Here is a 14,111-nt window from a genome sequence, read left to right as displayed (position 1 = left end):
AAAACCACAAAATCATGAAAAAATTAGCTCTTATGGCTCTAGTTGCCTTTATCGGATTTACCGCGCAGGCGCAACAAGCCAAAATTAGTTTTAAGGAAGACACCGTGGATTACGGCAGTATCGCAAAAGGAAGTGATGGTGTTCGTGTTTTCGAATTTACAAATACTGGTGACGCCCCACTTATTATTAGTGACGTTAAGTCAAGCTGTGGCTGCACTGTCCCGAAAAAACCGAATGGCCCTATTGCTCCAGGAGCCAGTAGCTCTATTGAGGTGAAATATGACACCAATCGAGTGGGTCCAATTAGAAAGACCGTTACTGTATATTCCAACGCCAGTGAACCTATGGTAGCCTTAAAAATTAAAGGTGAAGTAATGGGTGAATCCAGCAGTGTGTTGGAAAAAAGTTAAATAAATTTCCATTAAAGATACTCCGGTCCAAACGAATGTTTGGACCGGTTTTTTTTAGAATACACTTTTAAGAAAAATTTTTACTCTATTTGTTAACGACCCTCTTCTATATTCAATATAAATTCGTTTTCCTTCATCGGTAGAGAACATTTCTATTAGCTGGTAAAGCTCATATTGATGGCTAGGTTTGCCATTAATGCTTATTATTTCATCGTTCTTCTCAATTCCCGCCAAGGCAGCAGGAGAACCTTCACGAACATCGGCCACAACATATTTTGGGACCAAGGTAAAATGAACTTCAGTGGTAATGGACACGCTGTTTCGTGTAAAATTATCGTTTTCATTTGCTTTGTTAGAATTTACCGCCGCTTGTCTTTCCTCTTTTACCAGTTCCATACCCTGATGTTCAATGGTTAATCCACTCATATTATAATTGAATGAGTCATTGAATTTATGATTCTTCTTAAAGCGAACAACCTTATTTCCATAATCAAAAGTAACCGTAAACCTATTTAAAAATCCACCGCCAACACTACCATCACGATCCTGATAATATCTAGCTTTTAAAATGGCGTCTTCTTCCGGAAAGGAGGTATTTACTTCATTTAAAGTATATCGGCCAACTCGAAGTTCCGGAATTTGGGCGCGCTTGCCATATATATTTCCGCTAAGCCCCAGCCCCAAAAAATCCTTAAAATAATTTTTCGGGGTTTCCTTTATAAAATCATAATCATCAAATAGCCAAATAACATCACTGGAACCCGAATCAACCAGCAATTTTACTTCCTCAATCTCTTCTCCCGAAACTACTTCTAAGGAAATATATGGTTTGCTCCCAACAAAATTCAATTGAAGATCCTCACATTTTCTGCATGATTTCAATGGATATTTTTTCGGATCAAAAACGGTTATGGATTCTGAAGAATAGCTGATCTTCACAATGAAATTCTGAAAAAATTCATTTCCCAGAATACCGTGAATTGGAATTCCCATTCGGGGTGAAAAATTGAGGGAGCTATCAAAAATTATATACAGTTCGTGATCCCAATCCAGAACATTGCCAACCTTTACTTTATTGTTTAAACTTTTTAGTGCCTCAACTGCGCCGCCAGAGCCCAAGCCCTGTAACTGCACCGGCGAGGTATTACGTAGTTGAACACTGTCGGCCGCCTCCAAACTAAATAAAATTGTAGATTTAACGCCGGTATCAAGAATGAAGGATAGAGGGGTGCCATTTATTTCAACCTCAATTATTGGCAGATTGTTTACCAATCGAAACGGGATTCGATCCTTTTTTTTACCGCCTTGCAAAAAGAAGCCAGATTGTGCCGAAACACCGGCACAAAAGCTAACTAGAATAAGCAAAATCAAAGACTTGCGCAATTATTATTGAGGATTAAATTGAAAAACTTTTGAAGATATAAAAAAAAGGTGAATGTTATAACGGGGCAGTGGAATTATAAATATATTTTGCAACTTTGCGGCAAATATTTTTATTATGCCTTCAGTTTCTCACAAAGGAAAAAACATGCCGGAATCACCCATCCGAAAATTGGTTCCGTACGCCGAAAAAGCTTATAAAGCAAACAAAACCGTTTACCACCTCAACATAGGGCAGCCGGATATAAAATCGCCTGAAATCGCGATGGAGGCAGTGGCAAATCACCATTTGGAAATTCTTGCCTATACCCGTTCCGAAGGCTCTCAGGAGTACCGCGAAAAAATTGCGAAATATTATCATAAAAATAATATTCCGGTGGAAGCAAATGATATTATCGTTACCACTGGCGGAAGCGAAGCCTTGCTTTTTGCAATGGGAAGTATTGCCGATGCGGATGATGAAATAATTATTCCCGAGCCATTCTATGCAAACTACAACGGTTTCGCAACTGCTTCTGACGTTAAGATTGTACCCGTTATTTCTAAAATTGAAGACAATTTCGCCCTACCTCCCATTTCGGAATTTGAAAAACTGATTACCCCAAAAACCAAGGCAATTCTTATTTGCAATCCGGGAAATCCCACGGGATACCTTTATTCAAAAGAAGAAATACAGTCGTTGGCACAAATTGTAAAGAAACACGATCTCTTTTTGGTGGCCGATGAAGTTTATAGAGAATTCACATACGACGGCTCAAAACATTACTCCATTCTTGAAGAGGAAAGTTTGGCAGAAAACGGAATTATAATTGATTCGGTTTCGAAAAGATATAGTATGTGCGGCGCGCGAATAGGCTGTTTGGTCTCAAAAAATAAGCAGGTTATAGCTACCGCTCTAAAATTCGCCCAAGCGCGATTGAGTCCGCCAACTTTCGCCCAGATTGCAAGCGAAGCTGCTTTACAAACGCCGCAGAGTTATTTTGATGAAGTAATTACAGAATATCAAGACCGCAGAAACACGTTGGTCGCTGCTTTAAAGGCCATTCCCGGCGTGCAGGTTGGCGAACCAAAAGGAGCATTTTACTGTATCGTGCAACTTCCCGTGAAAAACAGTGACGCCTTTGCGCAATGGCTTTTGGAAGAATTTGACGATAATGGCGAGACTATTATGGTCGCTCCGGCAGCAGGCTTTTATTCCAGTCCGGGAGTGGGTTTGAACCAAGTTCGCATTGCATATGTTTTGAAAAAGGAGAGCCTTATTCGAGCGGTGGAAATCCTAAAAATAGCGCTTCAAAAATATAAGGATTGATGCAAATTGAGGAACACAAATCGCTCAAAAAATACAATACCTTTGGAATAGATTGCATCGCCCGCTATTTTGTTTCAGTTGAAACTGTTGATGAACTGAAACAAGTACTATCACAAAAACCTTCCGAAGAACTTTTCCTTCTGGGCGGCGGCAGCAATATGTTGCTCACCGGGAATTTGGACGCTTTTGTGCTTCACATAAATTTAAAGGGAATTGAAATAATTGAAGAAACCGAAACCGAAGTTTTAGTAAAGGCAATGGCCGGTGAAAACTGGCACGAGTTTGTTCAATATTGCATCGAAAACAACTTTGGCGGTTTGGAAAACCTGTCGTTGATTCCCGGAAACGTTGGCACGGCCCCCATCCAAAACATTGGAGCTTACGGTGTTGAACTGAAAGACACTTTTGAAAGCTGCCGCACAGCTGAAATTGAAACCTTTAAAGAAAGAGAATTCACCAAGGAAGAATGCGCTTTTGAATATAGAAATTCCATTTTCAAAAATGAGGCAAAGGGAAAATATATTATCACCAGTGTAACCTTTCGGCTAACAAAAAATAATCATAGAATAAGTGTTTTCTACGGCGATATTCAAAAGATATTAGCTGAAAAAGATATTGAAAAACCCACAATCAAAGATATTTCAGAAGCGGTGATTGCCATTCGACAATCAAAACTTCCCGACCCAAAAGTGCTGGGAAACAGTGGCAGTTTTTTCAAAAATCCAGTGATTGACGCAGAAACATTTCAGGAATTTAGAAGAAATTTTCCGGGAGCTCCATTTTATGAAGTTTCCCCAAATGAATTTAAAATTCCCGCTGGCTGGCTAATTGAAAACGCCGGATTTAAAGGCACACGTTTCGGTGATGCGGGCGTGCACAAAAACCAGGCCCTGGTTTTGGTAAATTATGGGAACGCCACCGGCCAGGAAATTTGGAAACTGGCGATGGAAATCCAAAAAAAAGTAAAGGAATTAACCGGAATTTTTATTGACCCGGAAGTGAATGTTTTTTAATTTGTCGGCAATAACCCATCCACAACATAAACCACCCCATTGGAGGCTTCAATACCACCTTTTATTACTTTGACTGAAGTGCCCATACCGTTGGAAATAATAATTTCTTCGCCAGATTTTGTGGCTATTAGTGTTTGGCCGTCAATGGTTTTTAGCTTTGCCCTCCCGTTTTTAGCAATGGTTTTTAGGAGCGCTTCGGTATCAATTTTTTCGGGAACTATATAACTTTTTAACATTTCCTCCAATTTTGGTTTATTTTCCGGGGAAGCAAAAAATCGCGCTCTATCACCTGAAAGAGTACCCAAGGCTAGGTTTGTGGGAGCAAAAATGGTAAATGGCCCTTTTTCCTCTGAAAGCATGGTTCCCATTTCTGCGGTTACCAGATAACTTGCATATTTTTTTAGCTGCGGCTCTGTCATTATCCGGGACATAACACTCTTTATTATGGCAATATCCTCGGCGGTCAAATCCTTTTTGGGAGCCCTTTTTACGGGCGCTTTACTTTCTGGTTCTGCAGTTGTTTCAATTTTACTTTCTGCGCTTTCAAGTGTATCATTTTTGCACGAAAATGTTGTGAGAATTAGGAATAAAAGGATTAAAAAAGATATTGTTTTTGGCATGGTTAAATTATTTAAAAGTGGGGCTAAAAATACTTAAATTCCAAGCAAAACAATGATAAAGATTGTATTTTTGCACTCTAAATAAAAGACATGAAACTTCTATTAATTACATTGGCTTTATTATTAATTGCCGTTGCCGGAATAGCTATAAAATTATGGGCAAAAAAGGATGGAAAATTTGCCGGAACCTGCGCCAGCCAAAGTCCATTCTTAAATCAGGAAGGCGAAGCCTGTGGTTTTTGCGGAAAAACTCCGGACCAGTTTGAAAATTGTGCTGAGGATAGCCACCAACTGAAGCAATAAGTGCCAGAAAATAAAATCCCATACCACGAACAAATCCAACCTACAATTGTCCATCTACAATCGTAAATTTTTATGGTGTTACTATACGTTTTCGGCGCTGTAGCGCTGATAAACTGTGCTTATTATTTCTTCTTCTCGAAAATTGCTTTTTTAAAACCTTCGGAAAAAAAGATTGTTGAGAAATTTCCGGTATCATTAATTGTATGTGCCAAAAACGAAGCTGAAAATTTAAAGAAACATATCCCGCAGTGGCAGCAACAACGGTATTTTAGTTTTGAAATAATTCTCATAAATGATGCTTCCGTTGATGAAACTTTGGAAGTTATGGAAGCATTTGCTGAAAAGGATCCGCGTATTCAAATTGTTAACGTAAAAAACAACGAGGCTTTTTGGGCCAATAAAAAATATGCCCTGACCCTGGGAATTAAACGCGCAAAAAACACGCGACTAATTTTCACCGATGCAGATTGTTATCCCGCCTCGGCAGATTGGTTAGGATTAATGACGTCAAAATTCTCTGATGAAAAACAATTGGTGCTGGGTTATGGCGCATATGAAAAACAAGCCGGATTTTTGAATAAACTAATCCGTTTCGAAACTTTTTTGACGGCTGTGCAATATTTTTCATACGCCAAGGCAGGAAATCCATATATGGGCGTGGGCCGAAATTTAGCTTATACCTCTAATCTTTATTACGAAAATAAAGGTTTTATGAGTCACATAAAAGTACCTTCCGGCGATGACGATCTTTTTGTGAACGAGGCCGCCACTGCCAAAAACGTAGCAATTGCCATAGAACCGGAAGCCTTTACCTATTCCTATCCGAAGAAAAAGAAGCAAAAATGGCACCTTCAAAAAAAGCGGCATTATAGCACGGCAAAACTTTATAAGCCTAAACATCGTCTTGTTTTAGGACTATTTTTTTTGACCAATCTCCTGTTTTGGGTGTTGGCCCCGATTAGTTTATGCACTGATTATTGGAGTTTTGGGCTCGCAATTTTTTTATTACGAATTAGTACTCAATATCTCATTTTAGGCAACGCCGCCAAAAACCTGCGGGAGCAGGATTTGATTGCCTATATTCCATTGTATGAAATATTTTTAATCTTCACGCAATTAAGTATCTTTATTTCCAACAGCAGCGAAAAAAACTCGCGATGGAAATAACTTCGGAAGAAATAGCGCATCAAATTCAAAAGGCGAAAAAAGGAAAACAGGGCGCTTTCAAGTTTTTGTTGGATTATTATTGGAACGAGGTGTTCGGATTTCAACTAAAAAGAGTTCGGAACGAGCACGAAGCCGAGGATATTACTATTGAAACATTTGCAAAAGCATTCGATAAAATCGTAACTTTTGACGAAAAATACACTTTTTCTACCTGGCTGGTGACTATTTCAAAAAACATTCAAATAGACAGGACGCGCAAAAAAAACGCATCTATCTATTCCAATACCACCGATGCTTCCAAGGAACAGGTCCATAGAATTCCCGACCACTCACCCACGCCGGAGGACAAATTGATAACCGAGCAAAACTTAGCGGAACTTTTGCAGTATATAAAACAATTGAAACCCCATTACCAAGAGGTAATAAATCTTCGGTATTTTCAGGAAATGAGCTATAACGAAATTTCTGAGAATCTTGAAGAGCCCTTAAATAACGTAAAAGTACGATTGTTGCGCGCCAGAAAACTATTGGCGGAAATTATTACACAGAAAAGTTAATCGAGTTTCGGTTTTTCCAAAAATCTTATCATTTTACTGCTTATCCCTTATCTTTTTCTGGGTATGAATTTTCAATGTTTGTTCTCGGTTCTTTTATTCTTTTCGAATTTGATTTTCGTACTTTTGTTTCCCTTATGAGCACAGAAACATTGGAACTCCAAAAACCCGAACCGAAACCAAAATGGATTCGCGTTAAACTTCCTACCGGAAAAAAATATACTGAACTTCGTGGGGTGGTTGAAAAATATAAGCTTCACACAATCTGCACCTCTGGCAGTTGCCCCAATATGGGCGAATGTTGGGGCGAAGGTACCGCAACTTTTATGATTTTGGGAAACATCTGTACCCGTTCCTGCGGTTTTTGCGGCGTAAAAACTGGCCGCCCGGAAACTATAGATTGGGAGGAACCCGAAAAAGTAGCGCGCTCCATAAAATTGATGAACATAAAACACGCCGTAATTACCTCTGTGGATCGCGACGATTTGAAGGACATGGGTTCCATTATTTGGACCGAAACCATTAAGGCAATACGACGGATGAATCCCCAAACCACATTGGAAACGCTAATTCCGGACTTTCAGGGAAATACCCGAAACATTGATCGAATCATTGCTGTGAAGCCTGAAGTTGTGAGCCACAATATGGAAACGGTAAAAAGATTGACCCGTGAAGTGAGGATACAGGCAAAATATGAGCGAAGTTTGGAGGTTTTGAATTATCTGAAAAAATCCGGGATGCCGCGAACCAAGAGTGGCCTTATGCTTGGCTTAGGCGAAAAGGAAGAAGAAGTATTACAAACAATGCATGATTTAAAAAACATTGGATTAGATATTCTAACCCTTGGGCAATATCTGCAACCTTCTAAAAAGCACCTTCCGGTAAAGGAATTTATCACGCCGGAGCAATTTAAAAAATATGAAACCATTGGCTTAGAAATGGGATTCCGCCATGTGGAAAGTGGCGCATTGGTGCGCAGCTCCTATAAGGCCCAAAAACATCTTACCTAAAACGCTTTTCTAAAAATGGAAAAAAAAACAACTGTTGCCATTAACGGTTTTGGGCGCATTGGCCGCAATCTCTTCAGATTATTGTTGGACCATCCTTCTATTGAGGTTGTTGCGGTGAATGACTTGGCAGATTTCAGAACCTTGGGACATTTATTGAAATATGACAGTATTCACGGGGTTTTAAAAAATGAAATCATATTTTCTGAAAACCAAATCGCCATTGCTGGAAAAAAGGTAAGATTTTCTTCCGAAAAAAATATAGAGGATATCCGCTGGGGAAATATTGATGTTGTTGTGGAATGCACGGGCAAATTTAAAAGCAGAACCCAGCTTGAAAATCACTTAAACAATGGAGGTAAAAAAGTTATATTATCAGTGCCACCTTTGGAAGATGATATAAAAACCATCGTTTTTGGCGTAAACGAAGACATCATAAATTCGGAGGACCGTATTATTTCCAACGCTTCCTGCACCACAAATAATGCCGCCCCAATGCTGAAGATCATCCATGAGCTTTGCGGGGTTAAGCAGGCGTACATAACCACGGTCCACAGCTATACAACCGACCAAAGTTTGCACGATCAACCCCATCGCGATTTACGACGTGCCCGGGCAGCGGGCCAATCCATTGTTCCAACGACCACAGGGGCCGCCAAGGCATTGACTAAAATATTTCCGGAACTTGCCCACGTTATTGGAGGATGCGGAATACGCGTTCCCGTTCCGAATGGCTCGTTGACTGATATGACCGTGAATGTTGAGAAGAAAGTGACAATTGACCAAATTAATGCAACTTTCAAAAAAGCCTCGGAAAATTCACTGCAAGGAATTCTTCAATATACCGAAGATCCTATTGTTTCCGTTGATATTATAGGGAATACACACTCATGTATTTTTGATGCGGGAATGACCTCGGTTGTAGGTAACTTAGTAAAAATAATTGGCTGGTATGATAATGAGATTGGCTACTCATCCAGAATTATAAATTTAATTGAAAGAATTTCAGTGAAATAACTATATTTAATGCCCCTTTAAACCAACCAATGCGCCAACTGATTTTAAAATACAAGATTTTCTTGCCCCTTTTTTTGTGTTTACTGCTTTCAGTTAAATCCTTTTCCACACAAATAAAGGATACCATTGTAGCCATAAAACAACTCCAATACAATGCAACAAAAGCTCTGGAACGGGAAGATTTTCTTGAAGCCGTAAAAAATCTGAATGATGCCAATAAGCTGGCAATGTTGCCAAAATATAAAAGCTATAAACCTGAGGTTGAATTGAGCATTGCTGAGCTTTACTACAACTTGGAATATTATGAAAAAGCCTCGGAAATGGCACAAATGGCAATCAAAAATGCCGAAAAGTTTAAAAATGATTACAAGCTGGCCAAAGTTTATAACCTTTATGCAATAATTCTCATTTCCACTCGAAAATACTCCGAATCGCAATTGTATCTGGCTAAAGCAGATTCCCTCTATACGAAACTTGAAGACACAAAAGGCCAAGTAAACACTATTTATGGCAAAGGATTATTGGCTTTTCAAAAGGGCGATTATAACAGTGCCATTGAATCCTTCAAAACGGCCGCCCAAGGCTTTAAAAAACAGGGCCTTTTATATCAAGAAGCATCCGTTTATAGCCATCTAGCAGATGCTCTTTCACTTGTAAATCCCGACAAATATCCGCATCCTCTCGTGGAGGCGAAAAAACTTCAAAAGTTGGTTTCCGAAATTGCCTATTCACAAGGATATACAAGATTATTGGTGGAAAACCATCGCATCAATTCACAAATTTTTATAGCCGAAAAAAAAAGTGGCCAGGCAGAGGAAGAATTAAAATATTATCTGCACCAAAAGGATTCTTTAAAGCAAATTCATTTAAGAGCCATTGAGCGCGGTATTCAGGCCGAATCCGCAATTGGCGATTTGAAGCAGACCATTGCCAGCCAAAAGAATGATTTGACCAAGAAAGATAAATCACTTTTTCTCGGCAAACTTACCGGCTGGCTAAGCATTGCTTTAATCCTTATTCTATCATTATTAACCCTTTCACTCTATAAAAACAATAATTTAAGGGCGAAAGCAAATGAACTATTGCAGGACAAAAACACAGAACTGCAAGAGGCAAAGGAAAACGCCGAAAAAGCATCACAGGCCAAGGCTTTATTCCTTTCAACAATAACACACGAACTGCGGACGCCAATGTACACCGTAACTGGTCTTACGCACCTACTTTTGGAAGAAGATCCGAAACCAGAACAAAAGGAGCATCTAAATTCGCTAAAATTTTCGGGGGAATATCTGCTTTCGCTCATCAACAATATTTTAGACCTCAACAAGTTGGAGGCCAATAAGGTAGAAATTGAAAAAGTACCTTTCCATTTGAAAAAACGGATTGATGGCGTGCTAACGGCTCTAAAAAAATCGGCCGAAGCAAAAAATAATACCTTGCATTACGAATTTGACAGCACCCTGCCCACTGAAGTTATTGGCGATTCCCTAAAAATTTCACAGATACTTATTAATTTAATAAGCAATTCAATAAAATTTACCGAAAACGGGGACATTTGGGTGCGTATAAAAAATGCTGAGAAAACAGCGAAAAAGGTAGTAGTTCATTTTGAAGTTGAGGATACGGGAGATGGTATTTCCAAAAAGAAACAAAATACCATTTTTGAATCGTTCTCACAGGGCTCGCTTCAAATCAATAGAAAATATGGCGGCACGGGGCTAGGCCTTTCTATTGTAAAAAACTTGCTGGAGCTTATGGGCAGCAAAATATTTCTTGAAAGTAAATTGGGCGAAGGGTCCAAATTTTGGTTCAATATCGGTTACGAAATTGCAGAAAACATCACGGTAGAACCGAATTTGAATGAAATTGAAGTTGTTTTTGAAAATACCCTTTTCGAAAACAAAACCGTAATGATTGTGGAGGATAACAAAATCAACCAAATGATCACCAAAAAAATTCTGGAAAAGAAAAATATGGTTTGTACGGTGGTTGACAATGGAATGGACGCCATAAAATTTGCAAAAGAGGAAGATTTCGACATTATTTTAATGGATATCCATATGCCCGGAATTAGCGGCATTGAAGCAACCAAGAAAATACGAGAATTCAACAAAACAGTACCCATCATTGCCTTGACCGCAATTACCATTGAAGAAAATTTGGAAGATTTCTATAAGGCCGGTTTCAATGAATTTATCCCAAAACCCTTCAAGGCTGAAGATTTCTTTGAAAAAATAAACAGAGTGCTGCGCAGCAATGACTTTTTGATAAAATAATTTATTTCTTCTTCGGGAGCTCCAGAAAAATTCTTGTCTTAAAACTATTTTCCGCTCCATACAATATTACCGTCCGGATGGGCAAATAATGAATTTCCGTCACGGCCGTTAGTGGTTGCAGTCGCATAAAATCCTTTTCGGTGGTTAAAATCAAAGGATGTTTTTTAAGCGCTTCAATTTCAGAATCGCTGAAATTATGATGGTCGGGAAATGAATGTAGTTCAAAATCCATTTCTTCATTTTTCAAAAAGCCAACCAGCGGTTTTGGATTGGCAATTCCCGTGACTAAAGTAAATTTCTGGTTTCTTAAATAGGACAACGGTTTTGACCCCGATTCATTTTTTATCTCGGAACTATATCCGATTTTTGAAAAGTAAATTTCTTGCCCTGCCTTCGGTTTCAGCTTTCCTTTAATAATTTCCATTTCAGATCTGCTCAAATTTTCCGGACATTTTGTTACCACAATAATGTGGGCCCGTTTCATGCCGCACTTTGGTTCACGAAGATTTCCAGAAGGAAGCATATAATCGTCACTAAACAAACTGTCAAAAGCGGTGAGCAAAATATTGAGCGATGCCTTCACTTTTCTATGTTGAAAAGCATCATCCAGCAAAATTACATCTGCAGATTGCCGAAGCTGCTCAATTCCCGTTTGCCGATCCTCACAAACAGCAACCTTAACCCGGGGAAATTTTTTTTTAAATTGAAGTGGTTCGTCACCAACTTCAGCCACGGAACTGTTTTCAGAAACCTCGCGGTAACCGGTGGTCTTACGTTTATATCCACGGCTCAATATGGCCAAATGATAGTCTGATTCCAAAAAAGAAACCAAAAGCTCAATCATAGGCGATTTCCCCGTGCCACCGGTGGAGAGATTTCCGACGCAGATAATAGGCACATCATAACCTTTGCTCTGTAAAATCCCAATGTTATAAAGCAAATTGCGCAGCGCCGTAACACCACCGTACAAAAGTGAAAAAGGAAACAACAACTTTCGTAGAAAATCCATTCAACGAAAGTAATAAATCCGCGGAAAATGAAGTCGGTTTAAAAATAAAATAGAAATGGCTAAAAATTACGCAAACCATTATCTTTACTGAAAAAGTGAAAAAATGAAGGTAAAAGAAATTATTGCAATTCTCGAAGAACTTTCGCCATTGGCCTATTCCGAAGGATTTGACAATACCGGCTTGCTGGTCGGTGATGCCAATGCAGACGTATCCGGCATTTTGGTAACGCTCGATACCTTGGAAGAAGTTGTTGATGAAGCAATTCAGAAAAAATGCAATTTGATTGTAAGCTTCCACCCCATAATATTTTCAGGGTTGAAAAAAATTACAGGCAAAACCTATGTGGAACGTGTAGTTATGAAAGCAATTAAGCACGACATTGCCATATTTTCAAACCACACCGCGCTCGACAATTCCTGGAATGGCGTGAATGCAATGATTTGTGAAAAGCTCGGTTTAAAGAATCGGAAAATATTGATTCCGCAAAAGGATGCTATTCAAAAACTCGTCACTTTCGTACCGACAAAGGATGCGGAAAAAGTTCGGAATGCTTTATTTACAGCAGGTGCGGGGAATATTGGTAACTATGAAAATTGCAGTTTTAATATTCCGGGAAGCGGCAGCTTTAAAGGCAACGACGCCTCAAATCCCGTAATAGGAGAAAAAGGAAAAATCCATTTTGAAGCCGAAACCCAAATAGGAATTACCTTTGCAAAACATCTTCAAAGCAATATTTTAAAAGCACTCTTTGAAACACATCCCTATGAAGAAGTAGCTTATGAAATTTCAACACTTGAAAATCAAAACCAACATTTGGGCATGGGAATGATTGGAGAATTTGAAAAGCCAATGAAGGAGCAAGATTTTTTAGAATTCATTAAAAAAACCATGAACACGGATTGCGTTCGGCATTCTGCATTACTCAAAAAACATATTAAAAAAGTTGCCGTACTCGGCGGAAGTGGAAGTTTTGCCATAGACGCGGCAAAAAGTGTTGGCGCGGACGCATTTATTTCATCAGATTTAAAATATCATGATTTCTTTAAAGCTGAAAACACAATACTTTTGGCGGATATTGGCCATTATGAAAGTGAGCAATACACAAAAGCCCTTTTACATTCTTTCCTTAAGAAAAAAATTACTAATTTTGCAGTCCTTTTATCACAAACAAATACCAATCCTATTAGCTATTTATAATTTATGGCAACAAAAACCGAAGTTACTGTTGAAGAGAAGTTAAGAGCCTTATATGACTTGCAGCTTATTGACTCCAGAATTGATGAAATAAGAAGCGTTCGCGGCGAACTTCCACTTGAAGTTGAAGATCTTGAGGACGAAGTGGCTGGAATGAACACACGCTTGGAAAAGCTAAAGGCCGATCTTGAAGTAATTGAAGACCAAATTAAAGAGAAAAAGAATAGCATTGAAGAGTCCAAAGCACTCATCAAAAAATATTCTTCACAGCAGGATAACGTTCGCAATAACCGTGAATATAACTCCTTGAGCAAGGAAGTTGAATTTCAGGAACTAGAAATACAACTGGCTGAGAAAAACATTAAAGAATATCGCGCGCAGATTGAACAAAAAACCTCGGTAATTGAAGAAACAAAAGCGCGTTTTGAAGAGCGTTCTGAGCATTTAAAGCACAAACAAAATGAGCTTGATGAAATTCTTAAGGAAACTGAAAAAGAAGAGCAAACCCTCATAAAGGAAAGCAATAGTTATGAGTCGCAAATTGAACCACGCCTAATTAAAGCCTACAAAAGAATTCGCAATAATGTTAAAAACGGTCTCGCTATTGTAGCCGTTGAACGTGGCGCTTCTGGAGGTTCCTTCTTTATCATTCCGCCTCAGGTTCAGGTTGAAATCGCAGGAAGAAAGAAAATTATTACAGATGAACATAGCGGCCGTATTCTCATAGATCCAGATTTGGCAAACGAGGAACGCGAAAAAATGGAAGCGATGTTCGCCAAATTGAAATAGAAAGAAAATTATTGTATAAAGGCCTTTACCATTCGTGAAGGCCTTTTTTTTTATACTATACT

At 38.9% G+C, this 14,111-nt stretch carries 14 protein-coding genes; 11 read left to right on the top strand and 3 right to left on the bottom strand.

From position 1 onward, the window contains the following. Positions 1-14 precede the first annotated feature (14 nt). Positions 15-410 (top strand): DUF1573 domain-containing protein, encoded by a 396-nt coding sequence (locus QRD02_RS09345; RefSeq protein WP_290254678.1) that lies wholly within the window; start codon positions 15-17, stop codon positions 408-410. A 54-nt stretch (positions 411-464) separates the two neighbouring features. Here the strand turns inward: QRD02_RS09345 and QRD02_RS09340 are convergent, their stop codons facing one another. Continuing rightward, positions 465-1,781: an aspartyl protease family protein gene (locus QRD02_RS09340; RefSeq protein WP_290254677.1), complete on the bottom strand. Its 1,317-nt coding sequence runs from the start codon at positions 1,779-1,781 to the stop codon at positions 465-467. Between the two features lie 127 nt (positions 1,782-1,908). On the opposite strand from QRD02_RS09340, the gene QRD02_RS09335 reads away from it, so the two are divergent. Together QRD02_RS09335 and murB are read left to right on the top strand one after the other, a co-directional pair. Further along, positions 1,909-3,099 (top strand): pyridoxal phosphate-dependent aminotransferase, encoded by a 1,191-nt coding sequence (locus QRD02_RS09335; RefSeq protein WP_290254676.1) that lies wholly within the window; start codon positions 1,909-1,911, stop codon positions 3,097-3,099. Then, complete coding sequence (murB, locus tag QRD02_RS09330; RefSeq protein ID WP_290254675.1) at positions 3,099-4,112, top strand: UDP-N-acetylmuramate dehydrogenase; 1,014 nt, start codon at positions 3,099-3,101, stop codon at positions 4,110-4,112. Before QRD02_RS09335 ends, murB begins: the two co-directional genes overlap by 1 nt. On the opposite strand, the gene QRD02_RS09325 is transcribed toward murB, so the two are convergent. Further along, positions 4,109-4,732, bottom strand: a complete 624-nt coding sequence (locus QRD02_RS09325) for a fasciclin domain-containing protein (RefSeq protein ID WP_290254674.1) — start codon at positions 4,730-4,732, stop codon at positions 4,109-4,111. The genes murB and QRD02_RS09325 overlap by 4 nt on opposite strands. Before the next feature lie 90 nt (positions 4,733-4,822). On the opposite strand from QRD02_RS09325, the gene QRD02_RS09320 reads away from it, so the two are divergent. The 6 genes from QRD02_RS09320 to QRD02_RS09295 all read left to right on the top strand — a co-directional run bounded on the left by QRD02_RS09320 (position 4,823) and on the right by QRD02_RS09295 (position 11,056). After that, on the top strand, positions 4,823-5,035 hold the full coding sequence (locus QRD02_RS09320; protein WP_290254673.1) for a membrane or secreted protein: 213 nt from the start codon (positions 4,823-4,825) through the stop codon (positions 5,033-5,035). A 72-nt stretch (positions 5,036-5,107) separates the two neighbouring features. After that, positions 5,108-6,202: a glycosyltransferase gene (locus tag QRD02_RS09315; RefSeq protein ID WP_290254672.1), complete on the top strand. Its 1,095-nt coding sequence runs from the start codon at positions 5,108-5,110 to the stop codon at positions 6,200-6,202. Then, entirely contained in the window at positions 6,193-6,759 is a 567-nt protein-coding gene (locus QRD02_RS09310) for an RNA polymerase sigma factor (protein ID WP_290254671.1), read from the top strand. The genes QRD02_RS09315 and QRD02_RS09310 overlap by 10 nt, the downstream gene beginning before the upstream one ends. Positions 6,760-6,893: 134 nt before the next feature. Further along, positions 6,894-7,766, top strand: coding sequence for a lipoyl synthase (lipA, locus tag QRD02_RS09305; RefSeq protein ID WP_290254670.1), 873 nt, complete (start codon positions 6,894-6,896; stop codon positions 7,764-7,766). A gap of 15 nt (positions 7,767-7,781) precedes the next feature. Further along, on the top strand, positions 7,782-8,780 hold the full coding sequence (gap, locus tag QRD02_RS09300; RefSeq protein ID WP_290254669.1) for a type I glyceraldehyde-3-phosphate dehydrogenase: 999 nt from the start codon (positions 7,782-7,784) through the stop codon (positions 8,778-8,780). A gap of 29 nt (positions 8,781-8,809) precedes the next feature. Next, complete coding sequence (locus tag QRD02_RS09295) at positions 8,810-11,056, top strand: response regulator (RefSeq protein WP_290254668.1); 2,247 nt, start codon at positions 8,810-8,812, stop codon at positions 11,054-11,056. A gap of 1 nt (position 11,057) precedes the next feature. On the opposite strand, the gene lpxK is transcribed toward QRD02_RS09295, so the two are convergent. Next, positions 11,058-12,065, bottom strand: coding sequence for a tetraacyldisaccharide 4'-kinase (lpxK, locus tag QRD02_RS09290; protein WP_290254667.1), 1,008 nt, complete (start codon positions 12,063-12,065; stop codon positions 11,058-11,060). Between the two features lie 103 nt (positions 12,066-12,168). On the opposite strand from lpxK, the gene QRD02_RS09285 reads away from it, so the two are divergent. Together QRD02_RS09285 and QRD02_RS09280 are read left to right on the top strand one after the other, a co-directional pair. Further along, positions 12,169-13,263, top strand: coding sequence for a Nif3-like dinuclear metal center hexameric protein (locus QRD02_RS09285; RefSeq protein WP_290254666.1), 1,095 nt, complete (start codon positions 12,169-12,171; stop codon positions 13,261-13,263). 3 nt (positions 13,264-13,266) lie between these two features. Next, positions 13,267-14,049, top strand: a complete 783-nt coding sequence (locus tag QRD02_RS09280) for a zinc ribbon domain-containing protein (protein WP_290254665.1) — start codon at positions 13,267-13,269, stop codon at positions 14,047-14,049. The last annotated feature ends 62 nt before the right edge of the window (positions 14,050-14,111 follow it).

Origin of the sequence: Aequorivita aurantiaca, from assembly GCF_030410135.1 — a bacterium.
Lineage (GTDB): Bacteria > Bacteroidota > Bacteroidia > Flavobacteriales > Flavobacteriaceae > Aequorivita > Aequorivita aurantiaca.
Note: the sequence above shows the minus strand (reverse complement) of the source record. Positions and strands in the feature narration are given on the sequence as shown.

Coding starts and splice junctions, on each gene's coding strand:
- QRD02_RS09345 (WP_290254678.1), top strand. CDS start 15: ATGAAAAAATTAGCTCTTATGGCTCTAGTTGCCTTTATCGGATTTACC.
- QRD02_RS09335 (WP_290254676.1), top strand. CDS start 1,909: ATGCCTTCAGTTTCTCACAAAGGAAAAAACATGCCGGAATCACCCATC.
- murB (WP_290254675.1), top strand. CDS start 3,099: ATGCAAATTGAGGAACACAAATCGCTCAAAAAATACAATACCTTTGGA.
- QRD02_RS09325 (WP_290254674.1), bottom strand. CDS start 4,732: ATGCCAAAAACAATATCTTTTTTAATCCTTTTATTCCTAATTCTCACA.
- QRD02_RS09320 (WP_290254673.1), top strand. CDS start 4,823: ATGAAACTTCTATTAATTACATTGGCTTTATTATTAATTGCCGTTGCC.
- QRD02_RS09315 (WP_290254672.1), top strand. CDS start 5,108: ATGGTGTTACTATACGTTTTCGGCGCTGTAGCGCTGATAAACTGTGCT.
- QRD02_RS09310 (WP_290254671.1), top strand. CDS start 6,193: ATGGAAATAACTTCGGAAGAAATAGCGCATCAAATTCAAAAGGCGAAA.
- lipA (WP_290254670.1), top strand. CDS start 6,894: ATGAGCACAGAAACATTGGAACTCCAAAAACCCGAACCGAAACCAAAA.
- gap (WP_290254669.1), top strand. CDS start 7,782: ATGGAAAAAAAAACAACTGTTGCCATTAACGGTTTTGGGCGCATTGGC.
- QRD02_RS09295 (WP_290254668.1), top strand. CDS start 8,810: ATGCGCCAACTGATTTTAAAATACAAGATTTTCTTGCCCCTTTTTTTG.
- lpxK (WP_290254667.1), bottom strand. CDS start 12,065: ATGGATTTTCTACGAAAGTTGTTGTTTCCTTTTTCACTTTTGTACGGT.
- QRD02_RS09285 (WP_290254666.1), top strand. CDS start 12,169: ATGAAGGTAAAAGAAATTATTGCAATTCTCGAAGAACTTTCGCCATTG.
- QRD02_RS09280 (WP_290254665.1), top strand. CDS start 13,267: ATGGCAACAAAAACCGAAGTTACTGTTGAAGAGAAGTTAAGAGCCTTA.